This window comes from Massilia eurypsychrophila (genome assembly GCF_002760655.1).
In the GTDB taxonomy this organism is placed as follows: domain Bacteria; phylum Pseudomonadota; class Gammaproteobacteria; order Burkholderiales; family Burkholderiaceae_D; genus JAFCUW01.
In genome coordinates this window covers 177,999-195,476 of the sequence record NZ_PDOC01000005.1, presented here as the reverse complement: position 1 = coordinate 195,476, position 17,478 = coordinate 177,999, and the positions used below count along the sequence as shown (strand labels likewise).

Sequence of the window (17,478 nt, the reverse complement as noted above, 5' to 3'; positions counted from 1 at the left end):
TCTGACACTTGCTTGAGTTCGTTGTCTTGCAGTTTCTTCCTCTCCCCACCGCAACCCTACCCCTGTTGCAATCATCCCACCACGTTCGGGCGAACTAGGACTCACTCAGTCCGATCCCGCTCAGAATTTCGCTCCGCGATCGCTTGCCGCTGCCCGCCTGATTGCGCTTTGGGGCAGTGAGAAAGAATCAGATTCACGATCCTGTCCATATGCTCCCGACGCACGGCGCTTTCGAAAGAACATCAAAGTCAAGCATGGCTAATCTAATTTCAAGGCATGGCCGGCACTTCACCTTCACCGCCATCGTCTACTGCATGATGTTGCTCATCTTCACCGTTTTTACTATCGCCATTCCGGCAAGCTATTTCTTTATCCATTTGGAATATCAGCAAGGCCAGGTCGACTCGGAAGGTGACGTCAATGCCGACTTCATTACTGAAAAACTGGAAGAAAATCCCGGCTGGCGCATCACCAACGCTGGCCTTTCGCGTTTCGTGACGGAAGACGTCGTTTTCAAGAGCGCGGACTGGTCTGAAGCGAGGGTCATCGTCGCTGCAAACGGCAAGCAAGTCTTCGCCAAGTTTCCGAAGCACCCACTCGCCTGGCCCGTCGTTTCCCATCGGGCGCCGATCAAGGCCGATGACGAAACGGTCGGCTATTTCTATATCGCGCGCTCGCTCGCCAACATCGCGTATGAAACCTGCGCCATTTTCCTGGTATCGCTGTTCGGTTCAGCCCTGCTAGTCTACGCGCTGAACCGTTTTGTCCTGCGCCGCCTGCGCCTGCTGGAAGAAAACCTGTCGCACCGCGCCCGCTTCGATGTGCTCACTGAACTGCCGAACCGGCGCGAAGTCATTGAAGAACTACAAAGGCGGCTGGCCCGCAACAAGCAATGCCTGACCGCCGTGTTCTTTATCGATCTCGACAAATTCAAGGCAGTCAATGACAGCTTTGGCCATGCCGTAGGCGATGAAGTACTCAAGGCGTCCGCGACCCGAATGCGAAGCTGTATTCGGGACGAGGACTTCCTCGGGCGCTTGTCCGGCGACGAATTCATCATCCTGCTCAGTCTGAACGACGGTGGAGCCGTGCTCAACCGGATTTCAGAATCCATTTGTAATGCTTTTTCATTGCCACAGGTTTGCTTGGGCCACGAGGTGGCGATTACGGTAACAGTGGGGATCGCGCTGGCGCCGGACCACGGCGATCAGGCGGAGCAGCTGATCCAGCGTGCCGATACGGCCATGTATGCCCAAAAGTCGACGCGCAACAGCGGCTGGAAAGTTTACCATCCGGCCATGACGGATAAAGTGAATCACGAAGTGCACCTGCGCGCCAGACTCAAGCAGGCGCTCCAGCGCCAGGAATTCGAGCTCCATTATCAGCCGCTGGTGCGTTTGCTCGACGACAAGGTCATCGGCGCAGAGGCCTTGATCCGGTGGCGCGATTCCGAAACTGGTGCGCTGGTGTCGCCGCTCGATTTCATCTCGGAACTGGAATATTCCGGGCTGATCGTGCCCGTCGGTGAATGGGTCTTGCGCACCGCTTGCAGACAAGTCATGGCGTGGCGCAAGACGCTGCCCAACTTTCATATTGCCGTTAATGTTTCCGCGCGCCAGTTCATCGAACATGATTTTGTCGATTCAGTGGCGCACATCCTGCGTGAAGAAAAGGTGGCGCCGGGCGCCATCGAGATTGAATTGACCGAGTCGATGCTGTTCGACGAGGAGCTCACCAATAGCAAGCTTGCCCAGCTCAAGCATATCGGAGTGCGGCTCGCTCTCGATGATTTCGGTACCGGATTTTCATCGCTGGGCCGGCTGGCCAGCATGCCTTTCGACGTGATCAAGATTGACCGACAATTCGTCGGCAAGATGAACGCGGGCGAGCGCGAACGATTGGTGATCGTATCGATCATTGCGCTCGGCCATGGACTAGGCATGACGGTGCTGTCGGAAGGAATCGAACTGGCCGTGCAACGACAGGCCTTGGTCGACCTTGGCTGCGAACGGGGGCAAGGCTTCCTGTTTTCCCGGCCGATACCGGCCGAGACATTTTACGCAAACTATGTCGATTGCGAGCGGCCATTATTGGCCGATGGCGGCGTCGTTGCCGATGCGCAAAAATAACGGTCTCGCCGTCTGGAACATGGACTACCGCCGGCGACGCATTTTGCGAAATCCTCTGATCGACCGCCCGCCGGAATAACAGCGTCAGTCGGGTCAGTCGCAAATAATCTTGGTTCGCGGCGATGGAATGCAGGTCCGCGCGAATAAATGCAGGCTCATTTCCAGTTAAACCGGGTTTGACGGGGGCTGTTCGTTGCAGTTATACCCGGCAGAGAATCGCCCGGAATGCTGGCAAGGTGTATCTGCCGACGCCGGCCAAGTCCCTCAACTCGTCCTGAGTACGGCACGTCCGGTCTGCCGAGAACTAACCATCACACCGCTAACCATCCAACCTTCATGCCGCTTCATTTGATGTCCCGTTCAATTGGGTAGGGGCGCCATTGCCCGCGACATCGCGATCCGGCCGGGAAAGTCCTGTGTCGACGAGCCGGCGCCTTAGGGGCAGTTTATGAAACATTCAGGCTAGACACATTGAATGGCCTGACGGACCAAAAGGGCAACATTCATTCACAAAAACGCCGCGACAGCACCCGCGCAACGCGCGCATCGACTGGCGCAAGGGCGCCGTTGACAACCAGGTCTGGCGCCCCCTAGCCTTGCATCTTTGCCTGTTCCGAGCTTGCCCCAAGCAGTGCCGCGAACGCCGGCAAACCGCGGCAGACCACCAGGCAAGGCGCCACCTGCGCCGAACCATCGCTCCACCACATACTGTGTTCATCGAGGGCCGCGGCCGCAATCGCCCGCAGCAAGCGCTCGTCGACCGCCTGCCCGCGCTCGAACGACAATACCGCCGGCGGCGCCTTCGTCTGCGCCGGCATCGCCAGCGCGCACAGCGCCGCATCGAACGCATCGAGCGAAAAATGTTCGCCCAGCGCCGACAGCGCCAGTTCTTCCAGCCGTTCATACCAGTGGCCCTGCTGCATCAACTGGTCGAGCGGCGCGCCGCCTTCGCTGGCCACAGTCAGCGGAAAATGCCGTCCTACGCGGTCAACGCTCGGCATCAGCACCCCGGCGCAGGCGCGCTCGCCGCACACGCCGGGTGCCAGCGCAAAGCGCCAGATCGGACTGCACAGGTAAGTGGCCAGCCACCTCTCCCCTAACGCCTGGCGGCTCGCCTGCAAGCCTGCCTGCAGCCACGCGTCCCACGGCTGCTGGAACGACGGCGCCAGGCGCCGCGCCACAAAGTCGCCGTGCGTGCTGACCTTGCCGAAGAAGCCGACCATGCCTACCATCCCGTCGGGCAGCGGAACTGCTCCAGCGCGTCGCGCCGGAACGGATTGATCACGCTGCTGGCGGTCATGTCGTAGACCACCTTGCGCCCGTCCAGGTCGAAACTGACCTTGTAACGCTCGCCCTGCGCGCCCGGCTCGAGCTGGCCCTTGTCGAGCATGCGGAACCAGGCCCACGGCCCGTCGCTGCGCAATTCGGCGCGCAGCGCCGGCGTTGCCTCCAGCCGCACCTGGCCGCTGCCCTTCCCGCTTGGCAGCGCGATCGCCACCGGCCGCGCCGGCGTGCCGGCCGCATAACTGACCACCTGGCCGTCGATATCGAGCTGCACCCGGGTCAGCGCGGGATCGGCGGTGACCGGGTTCAGCTCGAACCGCAAACCTGGCTGACGGCCGCCGGCGGCAAAGAACATGTCGCGCAGCCGTGCGGCGCGCTGGAACTGGTTCAGCACCTCCTGCGGGATGCCGATCGACGCCGCGCCGCTGCTGCGCCAGCGCCACTGGCTGCCGGCCATGTCGACCTGGGTCGCCAGGTTCCGCGTGAAAAATTCATCCATCACGCCGCCCGGCGCGAAGAATTTGCCGAAGTCCTCCAGCGTGACTTCCTTGCCGGCGCCGCGCACCAGCGGATAGCGGCCGGCGATCGCGGCCTGGCAGAACGCGGCGGCGCCGGCGCTCCACGCCGCCTGCAGGCGCGCCCGTTCGCTGCCCAGCGTCAGGCCGGCGCCGGCATGGTCGATATTTTTCAGCATGCCGCCAAGCGGCGCGGGCTTGCCGTCGGCTTCCCGCTTGACCCGCTGCAGCACCTCGGCCGACGGTGCCGGCGCCCCGCCGCGGCGCGCGTTGTCGGCGGCGTCGAAATACTGCGACGCGTCCTTCAGCATGGCCAGCATCGCCTCCAGCGGCGCCGGCGCGGTCGCGCCAGGTGGCCCCACCAGCTTGTGCAGGGCGTCGAAATGCTGGTCGACCGGATTGCCGGCCTGCGTCTCGGGCACCGGAGTGCCGGCGCCCATCGTCGCGGCCAGCCTGTCGCGCGCCGCCGACAGCTTGCCCAGCACCTTGGCATCGATCTTCGGCGCCGCCGATGTTTGTGCGCCGTCCAGCGTCGTCTCGCGCGCCGCCGCCTGAAGGAACGTGCGCAGCGGCGAGTCGGCCGCCGCCAGCGCGTTGGTGATGCGCGCGGCCTGGTCGAGGCTCGCGAACGGCGCGATCCGGACGTCGGCCAGCAGGCCATCCCACTGGCGGATGTACTCGGCGTAGTACAGCTGCAGCACCGCCGAGCGCAGCGCATCGCCGCTGATGGCGGCGAGCGCGCCATCGCCCTCGCGGCGGTCCAGCACCCAGCCGTCCCTGGCGATGTCGGCCATCGCCGCCGGCGCCTGCTTGAGCAGTTCGCGGTAGCCGGCCACGCTGAACACGCCGGCAATGCCGCGCGTGAGCGGTTCGCCGCTCTGGCGCGCCAGCACGGTCGAGACGTCGCGCCCGGTGGCGCGATTGACCGAAAACTCCGGCAGTGCGGCGCGCGCCACCTGGCGCTTGAGTCGGTTGTAGGCGCGCTCCGGCAGCGGCATCATCGCCAGCGTCAGGCGTGTTTGCGCGACCAGCGCCAGGTCGAGCGCCTGCGGCTCGGCGCTTTCGTCGCCCGCATCGAACAGCGCCGCCGCGTGTGCGGCCAGCCTCTCGCGCGGCTCCTGGCCAATATCGGCAAGGCTGGCCCGCCAGTCGATATCGAGCCACGCCAGCACCGATTCGGCATCGCGATGCTGCGGCTGCCCGAGCATCAGGTAGGCACGCAGCGTCTCGTACAGGTATTCCTGGTTGTTGGCGTCGCCGCGCCGCAGCGCTTGTTCGAAGCGGCTGGCGATGCGCGGCATCAGTGTGGTGCGCAGCAGCCGCCGGTACACGGCCTGGCCGCCGGCGCCCAGCTTGTCGGCCTGGTTCGGGCCAAAGCGGTTCAGCAGGGGCGTGCCGGCATCGCGCTCGGCGTAGCCGCCCGGCAGGCTGCGTGCGGCGTCGAGCAGCGGCAGGATCTCGGCGGGGCCGCCCGCGGGCGGCAGGCTTTGCGCCAGTTGGTCCAGCTGCGCGGCGCGCTGCGCGGCCTGCGCGACGTACTGCTGGTTGCGCGCGTAGCTGGTGACCAGGCCGGCGGCGCCGAGCAACAGCAGCAGCGCCAGGGCGCCGCCAGAGAGCCAGCGCAGCTGGCGGCGGCGCCGCTCGAACCGCGCGTCGGTGCCGGCCAGGCCCGCTTCCCTGAACATCAGTTCGCGCAGCAGGTTGGTGATGAAGTAGCTGCGCCCGCTGACGGCATTTGGCGGCAGCACCTTGCGGTCAAGTCCGAAGGTGGCGGCCAGCGCGCCCATCACCCGGTCGATCGGGCTGCCCTGCTGGGTGCCGCTGGTGAAGTAGACGCCGCGCAGCAGCGCCGCCTGTTCGAAGCGGGTCGGCGCGAACACCGCGTCGAGGAATCCGCCGAGCACCTCGCCGATTCCGGCGAACTGCTGCGGAAACCGGTACAGCAGTGCGCGCCGCTGGATGTCGCGCTCCTGCTGCATCCGTTCGAGCACGCGCACCTGCAACTGCCGCTCCAGCGCGTCGAAGCGTTCCCTGAACGAAGCGAGTGGCACGCCCGCGACGCCTTCGGCCGGCAGTGGGAAAGTCATGCCCCATACCTGCGCGCGCTCTTCGCGCCCGAGGTGGTCGAAAAATTCGACGAAGCCGGCCAGCAGGTCGCACTTGGTGACCGTGACGTACACCGGGAAGCTGCTGCCGAGGCGCTCGTGCAGCTCCTTGATGCGGGCGCGGATCGCCAGCGCCTGCGCCTGGCGCGCCGCCGGCCCCTGCTGCAGCAGGTCGGCCACGCTGACGGCGACGATGATGCCGTTGATCGGCCGCCGTGGTCGGTGTGTCTTGAGCAGCCCAAGAAAGCCGTGCCAGCCGGCCTGGTCGACGGCGGCATCGCTGTCCTGGGTGGTGTAGCGGCCGGCGGTATCGAGCATCACCGCTTCGTCGGTGAACCACCAGTCGCAGTGGCGGGTGCCGCCGATGCCGCCGATCGCACCCGGCCCGAGCGTGTCGGCCAGCGGAAAGCGCAGGCCCGAATGAAGCAGCGTGGTGGTCTTACCGCTGCCCGGCGCGCCGACGAACATGTACCACGGCAGCTGATACAGGTATTGACCGCTCCACTGCTGCTTGCCGGGCGCCGCTTTTCGCAGCACCGCCAGCGCCTCCTGCATGCGTCTGGCCAGCAAGGCTTGTTCCTGCAGCGCTTCGGGCGGCGCGGCCGCTGACTGCGGCTCGTTGGCGGCGGCCAGGCTGGCCATCAGGCGCCGGTTGGCCAGCTGCGCGGCCGCCCACTTCCATATGAAGTAGCCGGCCCACAGTGCCAGCATCAGCAGGATGACGTACCAGCGCGCGGTGCTCGATGCGAGCGGTTCGCGCCCGGCAAAGGCGAACAGCGGTCCGGCGTACCAGACCAGCAGCGACAGCATCAGCACCCCGAGCAGCGTCCACGCCCAGCGCTTGAACAGCCAGGAAGACAGTCGTTTCATAAGGCACCCGCCGGCGTCAGCACGATGATGTCGACGCGCCGGTTGCGCGCGCGGTTGGCCGGCGTGTCGTCCGCCGCCAGCGGCTCGGTGTCGCCGCGCCCCTCGGCGCTATAGCGCTGCGCCGGTCCGGCGCGTTCGGCCAGCGCCTGCATCACGCCGCCGGCGCGCGCTTTCGACAAATCGTAGTTCGATGGATAGCGCGCCGACAGCGCCGGCCGCGTGCTGTCGGTGTGACCCACGACGATCACCTTGCCCGGCGTCGTCTTCAGGGCGTCGCCGATGCGCGCAAGCAGCGGCGCCAGCTTGTCCTGCACTTCGGCGCTGCCGGAACCGAACATGCCGTCGCCGCGCAGCGTGACGACCGATCGTTCGGCCGTATCGACGACGCTGAGTAGGCCATGCGCCACTTCGGGCGCGAGAAAGCCGGCCAGCCGCGCCGGCGCCAGTGCCGCCGGTGGCGCCGGCAAGACCGCCGCCTGCGCCACGCGGATTCGCGCCAGGTGAGCGAACACCGGGTCCGATGCGCCGTTGAGCAGCATGGCGGCAGTGATCTGCGCGGCCAGCAGCAGCACGCCCAGACCTGCGGCGATCACCCACACGGGCACGCGCGCATGCGACGCTGTCTGCACGCTTTCGCCGCGCCATCCGGGCGACAGGTCGCTCTCGTAGCCGCCGCGCTGTTGTTTGATCAGCTGCAGCAGGCGCTCGCGCAGCGTCGCCAGCTGGTCCTTGCCGCCGGCCAGCAGGCGGTAGCGCCCCTCCAGGCCAAGGGCCAGGCACAGGTATATGAGCTCCAGCAGGTCGATGTGGGCGGCGACATTCTGGGTCAGGCGCTGCAGGATCAGGAACACCTTTTCGCCGCCGGAAGCTTCATTGTGAAACGCCACCAGCAGGCTGCGCGTTCCCCACACACCGCTGCCCCAAGCGGTGCTGGCGATGGTTTCGTCGAGCAGTGTGCACAGCACGTAGCGCGCCGCGGCGATCGCTTCGCTGTCGACGCCGGCCTGGCGGCCATCGCTTTCGAACGTCTTCAGGGCCAGCGCCAGGCGTTCGCGCAGCTGCTGCAGATCGGGCGGCTGCGCCATCGTGCGCAGCGGCGCCACCAGGTCGAGCAGCGGATTGGCCGCCCGTACCAGCGCGTTCAGGCCACGTCCGGCCAATCCGGCCGCCGGCTGATGCTGCGGCTGGCTTGCCGGTGCCTGCGCGGCGGCGACGGCCGGCGCCGGCCGCCGGCCGCCCGGCGTCGGGATCAGCATCGTCCGGTCCGGATCCTGCGGCTCCTGCGGCGGCGGCTGCGTGCTCACGCTGGCCTGCCGCGGATGGCCCAGAACTGCATTTGCAGCCCCGGAAATTCGCCCGCCACATGCATCGCGAAGCCGGCCGATTTGTGAAGGTGCTGGAAGTACTCGCTGCTGCTGTCGAGTTCAAAGTAGGTGTGGCCGGCATAGAACGGCAACTGACGCGGCGCCACCGGCAGCGGCCGCAGCGCGATGCCGGGCAGCTGCAGATTGACCAGGTCGCGGATGTCTTCCACCGATCCGATCTTGAAGTGCGCCGGGAAGCCGACCCGCAGCGCTTCCGGCGGCAGCTGCGCCGAAACGACCAGCACGAAGGTGGCTGAACGCAGCAGCTCGCGGTCCGGCAGCACCGCGACGCGGATGCCGAACTGGCGCTCTTCGAGCACGAGCGGCACCGCCTGTGCATCCATCACCATCGACAGCGAGCGGCGCAGGTCGGCGATGACCGGTGCGAACGACTCGGCCAGCTGCGCGTGGCGGTAGGTGGGATAGGCGGCCGCGCGCTTGCCCGCTTCGGTGAAGGTGGCCAGTTCGCCCGCCAGTTCGACCATGGCGCGGTACAGCGTTTCGGGATGCACGCCGGTGGCCCCGGCCAGGTGCATGAACAGCGGCTCGGCGCGGTTCAGCAACTGCAGCAGCAGGAAGTCGGCAATTTCGGCAGCGCCGGTGGCGCCGGGCTGCGCCAGGCGTCCGGCCAGCGCGTCGCCGCGCTGGTGCAACAGGCCGACCAGTTCGTCGGCGAACGCGGCCAGCCGCGGGGCGGCGCGAAAATCCAGGCACGGCGGGCAGTACTCGGGGTCGAGCACCACGCGCTCGTCGGCGCGCCGCTCGACGATGCGCGCCACGCCAAGCGCGGTGTAGGCGTTGGCCACCTCGCCCTCCAGGGCCAGCCGCAGCCGCAGCTTCCCGACCTGCATCAGCGCGCTGTTGTCGAGGCCATTGCTGTCCCAGACTTCGAAATCGTCGGCGCGGTGACGGGCGTAATTGTCGGCGCCGGCGCCGTCGCCCACTTCGGCCACGCCATGGCGGCGCAGCGGCAAGGCCAGCACCACCAGAACGTTGCGCGCATCGAGCGGCAGGTCGATCGGCAGCGGCAGGTCGTCGTCCGCCGGCAGTGAAAATGGCGTACCGTCGGGCAGCACGGCGCTGCATGACTGCAGCGCCAGTTTGCCCAGCGCGAGCTGCTGCTCGTCGATTCTCAATTCCGAGAATCCCCATGCGTAGGGCCGCAGTGCGCCGACCCGCGCCTCGAGCTGGCTTTGCCAGTAACGGTCATGCTGCTGCAGGTGCTGCGGTTGCAGCAGCATGCCTTCGGACCAGACTACTTTGTTTTTCCAGGCCATGGTGTCCCGTTCAGTGATTACGTACGGCCTTCGCCTGCCGCAGCCGCGCGACCTGCTCTTCATATGCTTCCGAAAATTTTTCGCCGTACAGGCGCTGGACGTCGTCGTCCGCTTCGCGCGCGATCTCGCCATATACGTCGACCAGGCCATCCCACAGCTTGGCCTTGCGGTTCGAACTGAGCATCTTGTCCATCACGGTCGGTTCGGCCAGGCGGCGCTCGATCTGCTGCGGATCGAAGCGGTGCAGCACCGCCGCCAGCGCCGCGCGCATGCCGGCGATCACCGCCAGCTCGTGCGCGCGCAGGTCGTCGAAGGCGCTGGCCATTGCCTGCACCGGCGGCAGGTAGCCGGCCATCGAGTTGTTCAGCATCTGGGTCAGGGCGCCCTCCGCGTTGGGGAAGAACTTGAGCGGATTGTTGGCGCGTACGGCCAGCATCGTCATCTCGATGCGGCTTTCTTTCTTCGTCAGCGCGCGCGCCATCAGCACGTCGACGGTGCCGGCGGTCGCTTCGCGCAGCATGGCGCCGACCGTCTCTGCCACCTCGGCGCCGGTACGGGTGAGCTTCAGCCCGGGTAGTCCAAGGCCGCGCAGCAGCGCCGCCATCACCTCGTTGTCGTCGCCGGCCAGCGGCGCGGCAGGCCGCTCCGGCGCTGGCGCGGCAGCCCGCTCTGGCATGGGCGCGGGCGCCGCTTGCGGAAACAGGTCGGACAGCGGATTGTAGTCGTGCGGGATCGCAAATGCCGCCGGCTGCGGCATGCTGAACGCGGCCAGTTCGGGCGACACATGGTCGCTGTCGGCTGCGTGCGCCGGTTTGGCCGGCGCCTGCGCGAACTGGTTCAGGCCCAGCGGGTCGGCCCCGAACTGGCCCGGCGCGCCGACGTCGAGGATGCTGGCGCCGGCCAGCGCATCGGGAAACCGCGGCGCCGGCGCGGGAGGCTGGGCCAACGCCACCGGCTCGAACGGCGGCAAGGGCGCCTGCATCGCAACCGGCGGCGGTACAAACAGTGGCAGTTCGACGTTGTTGACGGGCGCCGGCGCCACCGCGGATACTTCCTCTTCCTCCAGCACCGCCTGCAACAGGTAGTCGCCGATCACTACCCGGTCGCCATGTCCGAGCGCGGTCTCCCGGCCGTTGCCGAGCGGGCGGTCGTTGATCACGCTGGCGTTGCTGCCGACATCCTCGAGGTAGAAGGCGCCATCGCGCAGCGACACCCTGGCATGCACGCGCGAGATGTATTTGCCCGGATCGTCCAGCACCAGGTCGTTGTCCGCGCCGCGTCCGAGCGTGCCGCCGGCCGCGGCGAAGCGCCCGGCTCCCCCGCCTGGCACCGGCTGGTTGCGGTAACTCAGAATCCGTAAGGTCAACAGCATGCCACGTTCGCCTCTCAGTTAATCTTCACAATTGCCCCGGCCAGCGTCATCACGCCGCCGGCATTCAGGTCCATCATGGCGCCGGCCTTGTACTTGGCGTTGGCGGTCGCGGCCACTTCGATTTCGGCCGACTTGATGGTGATTTTCGCGCCCTCGATCTTGACGCTGCTGCTGCCTACCTTCAGTTCGATCGACGTGCCGGCCTCGATGACGATGGTGTTGCCGGCCTTGACCTTCTGGTCGTTGCCGATGTCGACCTTCTGGTCGTTGCCGATATCGAGCGCCTGGTCGTTCTTGATGCCGATGGTCTGGTCGCCCTTGTCGGCCACCTCGAAGCCCACCTTGAGCGTGTCGTTGTTCTTCACCAGGCGCTTGAAGTCGCGCTCGGCCTGAATGAACACTTCCTCCTCGCCCTTCTTGTCCTCGAAGCGCAATTCGTTAAAGCCGTCGCCGCCCTCCGACGAATTGGTCTTGAAGGTCGAGACGGTCTGCGCGCCGTCGAGACCGTACGGCGGCATCGCATCGGAGTTGTAGACGCAGCCGGTGACCAGCGGGCGGTCCGGGTCGCCCTCGAGGAAGCTGACCACTACCTCCATGCCAATGCGCGGGATCGTCATCGCGCCCCATCCCTTGCCGGCCCAGCCCTGTGCCACCCGCAGCCAGCACGAACTGTTCTCGTCGCTCTTGCCGAGCCGGTCCCAGTGGAACTGCACCTTGACCTGGCCATATTTATCGGTATGGATCTCCTGGCCGGACGGGCCCACCACCATCGCCGTCTGCGGCCCCTGCACGACGGGCCTGGCCAGCGTCGGCATTGGCCGGTAGGCGTATTCCTTGCCGGTCGCGCTCAGGCGGCATTCGAAGTCGAGCGCCGGTGCGCCGCCGCCGCCGGTGTACTCGCTGCTGGTGATTTCGTAGCTGGCCGCCGTAACCAGGTAGCTGCGGTTCTGGTCCGGGCGCGGATGGTCCGCCAGCGTGAACAGGCCGCCCGGGAACAGGCCGCGGGCGTTGGTGCGCGCGCTGACCTGCTCGCACTGCCCGTGCAGGCTTTCCATGCGCGCGCGCGCCAGCGCGTTGCCGTCGGCGGCGGCGTTGTAATTGCCCGGGTAATCGAACATGTCGTAGGCTGGCTGGCCGAAGCCGGCAGCGATATTTGCCGTCGACCTTAGGCCGCCGCTGGCACTGGAGGCGGCCTTTTCGAAATCGAAGTCGTTGAGCGCATAACTGCTCGACTGGATCTCGCCGCTGGCCGACCAATGCGTCATGCTCTCGCCGACGTCGGCGCTGCCGCGGCTGGCCGAAGAAAACTTCAACGTGTCGTAGCCGGCGATGCTGTCGTGCGCGCTGTACGAGTCGGCCAGCACCATCGTGTGCGCGCTGGCGCCATGGGTGAAGTAGAAGTAGATACCGGCTTCTTCTAGCAATCGGCAGACGAAATGAAAGTCGGTCTCGCGGTACTGCACGCAATACGTCAATACGGGATAGCTGCCTTCGACCCTGGACGACAGCGCCACGCTGGCGCCGTACGCGCCGCAGACCTGCCCAACGATATCGGGCACCGACATCTTCTGGAAGATGCGGCAGTTCGACGAGCGCGTCAGCAGCCACAGGCCGGGATGGATGGTCGCCTCGTACGTGGCGAAGTCGCCGCGCCAGCCGGTGCTGCCGAACCTGGTGACGATGCCGTGAAAGTGGCGCACTTCGCCGGCGGCGTCCGTGTCGAGAACGACCGACATTGGCTTGCCAAGCACGTCGGCGATCCTGACGCTGTTGTCGAGGCTGAGCAGGCGCACGCGAAATTCGGACAGACGTCCGAGCTGCTCGGAGCCGCTCATCGAGGCAAACAGCAGCACGTCGTCGGCCAGCGCGGTCTTGACCGATACCTGGCGATTGGCTTGGATGGCTGGCATACAGTCTCTTAGGGGATCATGGTCTTGACGGTGCCGGCGCTGCTGAAAGCGATCACGCCACCCCAGTTGCACATGCATTTGGAGATATTGTCGAGCGCCGGCATATTGGCGATCAATACCGTCGGCGCACCCGGCACCCACGGCGCGCTGGTGGCCGGGATGCACGGCATTGGCGTCAGCACGCCAAGCGCCGCCGCCGTCGCCGCGGCCACCACCGGATTGGCCGGCGAGCTGCAGACGGCGAACGGCATGATGTTCATCAAAGGGACGTGGTCCATGATGTTGGCCGCCGGCGGCCCTTCGCACAGCACCTTGTTCTTCGGCAGGACCACCAGCGCCGACGGCGCCGCGCCAAAGGTGCAGGTCATCAGTGCTCCCATCGAAACCTGGTTCGGCATGGCGTCCCCTTACGGCGCCAGTTCGCGCACGATGCCGTCGTCGATGCCGTAGGCAAAACGCTGGCGCCGCTCGTTTTCGATCTGCAGCACGCGCCGGCCGGCGTCCAGTTCGAATACCTTGAAGAAGACATCGCCGGCGTCCGCTTCCAGCCCCGCCTCGCGCGGATAGTCATAGATTTTCACCACCTTCGGCTCGGCGCCGCTGGCCAGGTCGAGTACCGACATCAGGCCGGTGCGCTGTCCCAGGCCTTCGCGTTCGCCGTTCATGATCTGCTGGTAGCGCTTTCCTTCGAAAGTGATCGGTGGCAGCGCCGGCATGCCGACCCTGCTGGCGCTGCTGGTGATTTCGGATGACATGGCATTCTCCTTGAAGTGTTGACGCGGCGCGCTGGTGCACGCAGCGCAGGCGATGGCCAGCGCCACGATGGCGCAGCGGGCCGCCGCTGTTTTCAGTTCCAATTGGCCGCCAGCTTGGTCAGCGTGCCGGCGGTGCCGCCGGTGGCACGCAAGATGTCGCCATCGGTCAGGGCGCCGCCGCAATCGGCGGCGAAGAACGCCCACGAATCGGCATTCACGGCCGCTTCCGCCGCGGTGATGTGGGTGCCGACGCCGATGCCCGAATGGGCGTATGCCTTGTCGGCGGTGCGCCCGTCGATGTGTGAGCACTCGTGCACGATGACGCGCGTCCAGTTCTTCTTCATGTCGTGCAGCACCGAGATGTCGAAATTGTGGAACAGGGCCTGTTCGATGTAGATCGTGCGCGGGCTTTCGGCCGCCGCGCCGATCGAGTACATGAAGGCCTCGGTGTACTCCTGGTTCGGATCGTTGCGCTTTTGCGGCAGGTCGGTGATGACCACCAGGTTGCTATTAAGGCTGCTTGCCATCTTCTTGAAGCCGGCCAGTACGCTGGCGATCGTCGCATTCAGGTCGGTGTCCGGCGTGGTGCTGGCGGCGAACCAGCGTTTCACCTTGGCCATCGACTTGGCGTCCGAGCCGGCGCTCGCCAATACCGCCTTGGCCGCCTCGATCCACGCCAGCCCCAGTTGGGTCGCTTCGCCGAAGCGCTTGCGCGTGTCCGGGTCGAATTTTTCGATGACGTCGTCGAGCTTGGCCTTGACCGCCGCGTGGCTCGTTTTGGCGCTGAGCAGTTCGTCGCGCGGGAAGTTGCGGTAGGCTGCCGGCGTCGACAACACCCACACCTGCTGGCTGCCGCGCTCACCGACGAGGTACAGGTGGCGCAAAAATTTCAGCAATCCCGCCTTTTCGACGCTGGCCTCGGCCGGCGTGCCGGTGCCGGTCGGACTCATGTCGGCCGCCTCCATGAGGCGCTCGCCCTGCTTGAACCTGAGCGCGATGTTGCGGAAGTTGTCCAGCGCGGCGGCGTGGTTGCGATCCGGGCCGCTGGAGCGCAGCACCTTCTTCAGGTCCTGCATGCCGGCCACCGAGCCGGCCAGGGTGGCGGATTCCAGCAGCTGCCGCTGCGCTTCGTATTCGGTACCAAATCGTTCGTTAGCCATGATTCCTCCGGGTATAAACTCGATTGCCATTCAGTAGTGAAGGCTGCAAATATGACTGGTGCCTGGCATTAGCGCGGCGCGCCGAAGGTGTAGCTGAAGTCGCCGTTCGCCACGACGACCCGCACCGTTTCGACCGGGCTGCCTTCCATCATCCGCATCAGGAATTCCCTGGATATATCGGGCAGCATCGTGTTGGTCAGGATGGCGTCGATCATGCGGCCGCCCGATTCGCTCTCGGTGCAGCGCGACACCACCAGCCTGACGACGTCCTCGCTGTGCTCGAACGGAATCTTGTAGCGCGCTTCGACGCGCTTCTTGATGCGATTGAGCTGCAGCCTGACGATTTTGGCGAGCATGTCGTCCGACAGCGGGTAGTACGGAATCGTCACCAGGCGCCCCAGCAGCGCCGGCGGGAACACCTTCAGCAGCGGCTCGCGCAGCGCCTTGGCCATGCCGTCCGGGTCGGGCATCAGTTCCGGGTCCTTGCACAGGCCGGCGATCAGGTCGGTGCCGGCGTTGGTGGTCAGGATGATCAGCGTGTTCTTGAAGTCGATGAAGCGGCCCTCGCCGTCCTCCATCGAGCCCTTGTCGAACACCTGGAAGAACATCTCGTGCACATCCGGATGGGCCTTTTCGACCTCGTCGAGCAGCACCACCGAATACGGCTTGCGCCGCACCGCCTCGGTCAGCACCCCGCCCTCGCCATAGCCGACATAGCCCGGCGGCGCGCCCTTCAGCGTCGACACCGTGTGCGCTTCCTGGTACTCGCTCATGTTGATGGTGATCAGATTTTGCTCGCCGCCGTACAGCGCTTCGGCCAGGGCCAGCGCGGTTTCGGTCTTGCCGACGCCCGAGGTCCCGGCCAGCATGAACACGCCGATCGGTTTGCTCGGATTGTCGAGCCCCGCGCGCGAGGTCTGGATGCGCCTTGCGATCATTTGCATCGCGTGGTCCTGGCCGATCACCCGCTCGGCCAGCTGCGCGGCGATGTTGAGGATCGTCTCCATCTCGTTTTTCGCCATGCGCCCTACCGGGATGCCGGTCCAGTCGCCCACCACCGCGGCCACCGCCTGGTAGTCGACGGTCGGCAGGATCAGCGGCGTTTCGCCCTGCAGGTGCGCCAGGCTGGCTTGCACCGCCTGCAGCTGCTCCATCAGGTCGGCACGCTGTTCCAGCGCCGCCGGGCCGTCGCGCAGCTGGGCGCGCAGCGACAGCAGCTGGTCGACCAGTGCGCGCTCATCGGTCCAGCGCGTCTCCAGGCCGGCCAGGCGGCTGCGTTCCTCGCCGAGCAGCGCGTCGGCGTCCGGGCCGCGCTTGCCGGTATCGATGCCGATCGCGCTCTCGCGCCCGATGATGGCAAGCTCGGTCTCCAGCGCCTCGATGCGCTTGCGGCTGTCGTCCACTTCGGCCGGCGTGGCGTGCAGGCTGACGGCCACGCGCGCGCAGGCGGTGTCGATCAGGCTGACCGACTTGTCCGGCAGCTGGCGCGCCGGGATATAACGGTGCGACAGCTTCACTGCCGCCTCCAGCGCCTCATCGAGAATCTGCACCTTGTGGTGCTTTTCCATGGTGGCGGCTACGCCGCGCATCATCAGGATGGCGCGCTCCTCGCTCGGCTCGTCGACCTGGATGCTCTGGAAGCGCCGCGTCAGGGCGGGATCCTTTTCGATGTGCTTCTTGTACTCGGCGAAGGTGGTCGCGCCGATGGTGCGCAAGGTGCCGCGCGCCAGAGCCGGTTTGAGCAGGTTGGCGGCATCGCCGGTGCCGGCCGCGCCGCCGGCGCCGACCAGCGTGTGGGTCTCGTCGATGAACAGGATGATCGGTTTGGCGCTGGCCTGAACCTCGTCGATGACCGAGCGCAGGCGCTGTTCGAATTCGCCCTTCATGCTGGCGCCGGCCTGCAGCAGGCCGACGTCGAGCGTGCGCAGTTCGACGTCCTTGAGCGACGGCGGCACGTCGCCGCGCGCGATGCGCTGGGCGAAGCCTTCCACCACCGCCGTCTTGCCGACGCCGGCCTCGCCGATCATGATCGGATTGTTCTGGCGCCGCCGCATCAGGATGTCGACCATCTGGCGGATCTCGTCGTCGCGCCCGACGATCGGGTCCATCTTGCCGCTGCGCGCCTGCTCGGTCAGGTCGACGGTGAACTTTTTCAGCGCTTCCTGCTTGCCCATCGCCGCCGGGGCGATCGCGCCGCTCGCTTCGCCGGGCGCCGCGCCGCCGCCGGTGAAGCCGTCGGTGGCGCTCATCTGCGCTTCCGGCGACGCGTTCAGCAGCCTGGCAAAATTGTCGCCCAGGTGCTCGAGCTTGATCTTTTCGAACTGCTTCGACATGCCGTACAGCGAGTTGCGCAGGCCGTTCGTCTTCAGCATGCCGATCACCAGGTGGCCGGAGCGGATCTGCGATTCGCCGAACATCAGCGTGCCGTACACCCAGGCCCGCTCGACCGATTCTTCCAGCTGCGACGACAGGTCGGTGACCGACGTCGAGCCGCGCGGCAGGCGGTCGAGCGCGGCGGTCAGGTCGCGCGCCAGCGCCGCCTGGTCGATGTCGTACTGCTTGATGATGCGCACCAGGTCCGAGTCCTGCAGCTGCAGGATCTGGTGCATCCAGTGCGCGACCTCCACATACGGGTTGCCGCGCAATTTGCAGAATACGGTGCTGCTCTCGATCGCCCGGTAGCACAGGCTGTTCAGCTTTCCAAACAGTGCAACGCGACTGATGTCGGCCATGATCG

11 protein-coding genes are annotated in these 17,478 nt (G+C 66.3%); 1 reads left to right on the top strand and 10 read right to left on the bottom strand.

What is annotated here, in order from left to right; all coding sequences use genetic code 11:
* The first annotated feature begins 254 nt into the window (after positions 1–254).
* Positions 255–2,129 carry a putative bifunctional diguanylate cyclase/phosphodiesterase gene (locus tag CR105_RS11050; RefSeq protein WP_180288157.1) on the top strand — a complete coding sequence of 625 codons (1,875 nt, stop codon included), beginning with the start codon at positions 255–257 and terminating at the stop codon, positions 2,127–2,129.
* A gap of 590 nt (positions 2,130–2,719) precedes the next feature.
* On the opposite strand, the gene tagF is transcribed toward CR105_RS11050, so the two are convergent.
* The 10 genes from tagF to tssH form a co-directional block, all read right to left on the bottom strand.
* On the bottom strand, positions 2,720–3,352 hold the full coding sequence (gene tagF / locus CR105_RS11045) for a type VI secretion system-associated protein TagF (RefSeq protein WP_099788500.1): 633 nt from the start codon (positions 3,350–3,352) through the stop codon (positions 2,720–2,722).
* Positions 3,353–3,354: 2 nt separating this feature from the next.
* Positions 3,355–6,903, bottom strand: a complete 3,549-nt coding sequence (gene tssM / locus CR105_RS11040) for a type VI secretion system membrane subunit TssM (RefSeq protein WP_099788499.1) — start codon at positions 6,901–6,903, stop codon at positions 3,355–3,357.
* Positions 6,900–8,207: a type IVB secretion system protein IcmH/DotU gene (gene icmH, locus CR105_RS11035; RefSeq protein WP_229413886.1), complete on the bottom strand. Its 1,308-nt coding sequence runs from the start codon at positions 8,205–8,207 to the stop codon at positions 6,900–6,902. The genes tssM and icmH overlap by 4 nt, the downstream gene beginning before the upstream one ends.
* The gene (gene tssK / locus CR105_RS11030; protein ID WP_099788498.1) at positions 8,204–9,544 is read right to left on the bottom strand and encodes a type VI secretion system baseplate subunit TssK; all 1,341 of its coding nucleotides are present in this window, start codon (positions 9,542–9,544) and stop codon (positions 8,204–8,206) included. Before tssK ends, icmH begins: the two co-directional genes overlap by 4 nt.
* A gap of 10 nt (positions 9,545–9,554) precedes the next feature.
* Entirely contained in the window at positions 9,555–10,916 is a 1,362-nt protein-coding gene (tagH, locus tag CR105_RS11025; RefSeq protein WP_099788497.1) for a type VI secretion system-associated FHA domain protein TagH, read from the bottom strand.
* Between the two features lie 14 nt (positions 10,917–10,930).
* Complete coding sequence (locus CR105_RS11020) at positions 10,931–12,826, bottom strand: type VI secretion system Vgr family protein (RefSeq protein WP_180288156.1); 1,896 nt, start codon at positions 12,824–12,826, stop codon at positions 10,931–10,933.
* Positions 12,827–12,834: 8 nt separating this feature from the next.
* On the bottom strand, positions 12,835–13,224 hold the full coding sequence (locus CR105_RS11015; protein ID WP_099788495.1) for a DUF4280 domain-containing protein: 390 nt from the start codon (positions 13,222–13,224) through the stop codon (positions 12,835–12,837).
* A 9-nt stretch (positions 13,225–13,233) separates the two neighbouring features.
* Entirely contained in the window at positions 13,234–13,683 is a 450-nt protein-coding gene (locus CR105_RS11010; protein WP_099788494.1) for a hypothetical protein, read from the bottom strand.
* A complete protein-coding gene (locus CR105_RS11005) occupies positions 13,674–14,741 on the bottom strand; it encodes a M35 family metallo-endopeptidase (protein WP_180288155.1) in 1,068 nt (355 codons plus the stop codon). Before CR105_RS11005 ends, CR105_RS11010 begins: the two co-directional genes overlap by 10 nt.
* A 68-nt stretch (positions 14,742–14,809) precedes the next feature.
* Positions 14,810–17,473, bottom strand: a complete 2,664-nt coding sequence (gene tssH, locus CR105_RS11000) for a type VI secretion system ATPase TssH (RefSeq protein WP_099788492.1) — start codon at positions 17,471–17,473, stop codon at positions 14,810–14,812.
* Positions 17,474–17,478 lie beyond the last annotated feature (5 nt).